Raw genomic sequence first — 4,173 nt, forward strand, 5'->3', positions numbered from 1 at the left:
CTCGAGCCGATCGGCTCGAGTTGCCTCGCTCGTCGACGAGTGCGGTCTCCCTCACCTGTCACCCTCGCTCATCCGCGGCAGTCGCAGCGCGTTGACCCACAGCCTCGTCGCCGTCGCGAGCAGATCCTCGGAGTCCGCGGGTGGGTGGCCGTCTGCGGCGTCGACGACGAAGTGATTGAACGCGAGCCTGCTGATCATCGAGGACAGTGCGCGGGAGGCCAGCAGGGGATCGAGCTCCGCGTCGGCCAGACCGCGGCTCTGCAGGCTCTCGATGCTGCGGGCGTTGCGCCTGACGAAGGCATCGGCGCGTTCACGGCGGAGGCGTCGGAACTCGGGATCGATGTTCGAGACCTGCTCGAGCAGCGCCATCAGCTTCGCGTTGCGTCGGTAGGCCTCGAAGTACGCACGGTTGCTCGCGGCGATCACGGCGACCGGATCGTCGTGTGGGTCCACTCGTTCGGTCCCGGGATGCAGCATGTCGTCCCTGGCCTGCTCGAGCACCGCGGCCAGGATCTCTTCCTTGCTGGTGAAATAGGTGTAGAAGGTGCCGGCGGAGCATCGAGCGGCGCGGGTGATGTCGATCAGTCGGGAGTCGAGGTAGCCGCTGTCCTCGAAGACTCGACGGGCGGCCGCCACGAGCGAGGATCGGGTCCTCAGTCCGCGCGGTGTGGTCGGCAGCTCCCGATTCGGCAGCTCACGGTCTGGCTCCGGCGCGGCAGGCATTCAGTCTTTATACGTCATCGCCGGCGAGCGTCCGGGCGGATGAACCGGGTGAATCTCACCCCGCTGTCGAACTGGCGTGATTCGAGGTGCTCGAACAGCTGCGCCGGGAACGGATCGGGACCGATGCCGGACGAGAACAGGCCGATGCCCTTGCCGAGTACGACGGGGTTGACCTTGAGGAACAGCTCGTCGATCTCGGGCAGCAGTTGACCGGCCAGGTTTCCGCCGCCACAGATCCAGACGTCGAGCTCGGACTCCTCGGCTTTGAGGCTCCTGACAAGTCCGAGCGGATCCTCGTGCACCACCGTGAGAGTCGGATCGTCCGACGGGGCGAGGGTGCGAGAGAAGACGTACTGGCGCAGGTGGGGATAGGGGCTGGCGATCCCGACGTCGAGCGCCGGTTGCAACGTCTCACGGCCCATGACGAGGGTGTCGAATCGAGCGGGCGGACCGTCCAGGCCGAACATGGACGCACGTGGACCGGCAACGTCTCGGGCAGCTCTGCCACGATGGCGTCGAGATGATCGCCTTCGGACACGAAACAGTCGTAGCTACCGTCCGGTGCAGCGATGAACCCGTCGAGGGTGACGGCGATGTAGTAGACCAGCTTGCGCATTCGGCTCCTGTCGTGGTCGGCCGGGTGAGAACCCGTGGCAGGGCGGGTCGGTCCGCTGTGGGGAATCCAGCGACCGAAGTGGGTCTTTGTGACCCAGCACTAGAACGTATTTTGTGTGCTCAGGACGCGATGAACAACTGGTTTTCAACGGCTAGTGTGGCCCGGGTGTGCAAACACCGTCCCTGTTTAGGACGGCCATTCGAGTACTTTGTGGGGAAACTGTGACGGCTACCGGTCGTGAACACGACGACGAGCTCAAGAGCAGGGTTCGACGCCTGCTGCGCTTCCTTCGCGAAATCGTAGAGGCGCGTTCGAACCCGGTGCTGCGTTTCGACGACCACGTGCAGGTCGAGTGGGTGCATGCCGGGGACGTGCCCATGCAGCTCGACCCACGGGCCAAGCAGGGTGGTGTGGTGCTTCGCGCGCCCCGCATCGCGGTCGACGAGCCGCCCGAGCCGCCGGCCCTGTTGTCGGGTTGGCTCGATCCTCAGGTCGTTGCAGACAGTCGCTACCGCGAACTGGAGCTGGCCGACGCATCCTCGGTGACGTCCCGCCGTCGAGCGGAGGCGCAGGAGTCCGATGCCGACTTCGACATCCGCAAGGCCTACGAGATCAAGCAGGCCTTCGAGGAGTACTCCGAATCGTGGAAGGAATGGGCGCAGGAGGATCGGGATCGGCGACCGCAGGCCGCTCTTTACCAGGCTCTGCAGCTGATGATGCAGGAGCTCGCGTCGCGACCCGAGTCGATCGAACTCGTGGTGGCCTCGGGGCTGCTGACGTCGAGCAACACCGATCCGCAGCGCAGCGTTCGCACTCACCTGATCACGCAGTCGGCCAGTATCGAGCGGGACGTGCGCACCGGTGACCTGCTGGTTCGCCTCGCCGCGAGTACCACCCCGCGGCTCGAGGACGGCCAGCTGCTGACCGGTTCGGACGGTTTCGACACCTCGGGCTCGGTCGCTCTGGCCCAGGAACTGCACGACACCGTCACCTCGCCCATCGGAGCCGGCGTCGAACAGTTCCTGAGGAACTGGGCGGCGCGGGTGCCACGGCACGAGATCGAGGTGCTCGATCGTCTCGGGCCGCCCGGGGCTCTCGCCTACATCGACGACGACCGCACGCTGACCGTCTCACCCGCCCTCGTTCTCCGCGTGCGAGACTCGTTCGCGCTGGTCGAGTACTACGAACAGATGATCGCCGACCTCGAGTTCGCCGACTCCCCGGTACCGCTTGGGCTCGCGCAACTGGTCGATGCCATCGAGCCGGCAGATCGGATGGCGTGGCTCGAACGCACGGGGGCGGGGGAGTCGGCGGCACTGGCGGAGGACCCGCTGTTTCCGCTGCCGGCCAACGCCGAGCAGTCGCAGATCATCGAACGGCTGGGGCGTGACAGTGGCGTAGTGGTGGAGGGGCCGCCCGGAACGGGCAAGACTCACACGATCGCCAACCTCATGTCCGGGCTGTTGGCGCGTGGTCAACGGGTTCTGGTCACTAGTGAAAAGTCACAAGCTTTGCGCGTGCTGCGCGACAAGCTCCCGCCGGAGCTGCAGGAGCTCTGCGTGTCCATCACCGACCTCTCTCGCGGTGGTTCGGACGAGCTCAATCGCAGCGTCGCCAAGATCGCCGAACGCAAGACCTCGTTCGACGAGGCCAGCGAGGTACAGAAGATAGAGGCGCTGACGACGCAGCGCGGCTCGGCTCTGGCCCGGCGGGCCGAGCTGCTCGATCGCGTCAGCGCGCTCCGCGAGTCCGAAACTGTTGTGCACGAATATGTTTCCGATGGATACGACGGCACCGTGTCGTCCATCGTGCGCAAGGTCAAGGCGGCCGAAGGAGCCCACGAGTGGCTGCCCGGCCCGCTGCTCGCCGATCGACCACCCCTCGACGGTGCCCAGGTCGATCAGCTTCGCAAGCTCATCGCCGGCTCCGACGGCACACGCGAACTTCGCTCGCGCCAGGTGCTGCCGCGTCCGGAGACCATGCTGCCGAATTCGGCCCAACTCGCGTCGCTCTGCCAACGCGCGGGTGCGCGAATCGACACTCTCTCGCCCCAGGCCGCGGACCTCGTGGCGTTGCTCGACGGCGTCGAACCCGCCGTGTCCTCGGAGATCAGGCAACTGTGCGAGGAGCTCGCCGCCCGAGTGCGAGCGGTCGTCGAGCTCGACGGCTCCTACCCACGCCTGACCGATTCCGTGCTGTCCGGCGAGGCCGCCCACCTGTGGTCTCGGGTCAGTGGAATCGACGCGATGGTCGAGACGGCAGCTGCGTCCGATCGCTACGTCGGTGCGCACGATGTGCAGTGCTCGTCGATCTCGCCCGCGGCACTCACGGCGATGGATGCGTTCGCCGGCGCGCTGGAGTCGGGTATCGAGTGGAAGCCCCGGTTCCGTCGCAGCGAGGAGCAGAAGGCCGTCGAGGCTCTCGACATCGTCGCCACCGTCGACGGGCAACCCGCGACGACGGCGATGGCCGCGCGTCTGGTGGCCGAACACATTCGCGCGCTCGAGACCGTGCAGACCGCAGCGGTGCTGCTGGCCGACCTCACGATCGTCGTTCCGCTCGACGGTACGCGTTCGATTCGCGTCAACAACGTGGCGCGGATCGCCGACCGGCTCGGTCTGGTGTCTGCAGTCGTCGACGCCCGTGACGCCCTGGTGCACCGGCTGTACACCATTTCGCCTGCGGCACCGTGGATTCGGAGCCTGGCCGAAGCTCAGGAGATCGCCGGGGCCGCCGACGCCATCGCCACGCGCATCGACATCGATGCCGCACGCGCCGAGCTCGACGCCCTGCAGTTCGCGGTTGCCACTCGCATCGATGCCGGGCCGTCGCCA

General features: G+C 66.7%; 3 protein-coding genes. 1 reads left to right on the forward strand and 2 read right to left on the reverse strand.

Features of this window, described 5'->3' with window-relative positions:
• Positions 1 to 51 precede the first annotated feature (51 nt).
• Positions 52 to 723, reverse strand: coding sequence for a TetR/AcrR family transcriptional regulator (locus tag RHBS_RS25160; RefSeq protein ID WP_121873190.1), 672 nt, complete (start codon positions 721 to 723; stop codon positions 52 to 54).
• Positions 724 to 737: 14 nt separating this feature from the next.
• Positions 738 to 1,190 (reverse strand): dihydrofolate reductase family protein, encoded by a 453-nt coding sequence (locus RHBS_RS25165; protein ID WP_306303573.1) that lies wholly within the window; start codon positions 1,188 to 1,190, stop codon positions 738 to 740.
• Between the two features lie 370 nt (positions 1,191 to 1,560).
• On the opposite strand from RHBS_RS25165, the gene RHBS_RS25170 reads away from it, so the two are divergent.
• Positions 1,561 to 4,173, forward strand: a 2,613-nt coding sequence (locus RHBS_RS25170; protein WP_145977604.1) for an AAA domain-containing protein, incomplete at its 3' end; no start/stop codon positions are given.

It is taken from the genome of Rhodococcus sp. BS-15 (genome assembly GCF_000813105.1).
Lineage (GTDB): Bacteria > Actinomycetota > Actinomycetes > Mycobacteriales > Mycobacteriaceae > Rhodococcoides.

Coding starts and splice junctions, on each gene's coding strand:
- RHBS_RS25160 (WP_121873190.1), bottom strand. CDS start 723: ATGCCTGCCGCGCCGGAGCCAGACCGTGAGCTGCCGAATCGGGAGCTG.
- RHBS_RS25165 (WP_306303573.1), bottom strand. CDS start 1,190: ATGTTCGGCCTGGACGGTCCGCCCGCTCGATTCGACACCCTCGTCATG.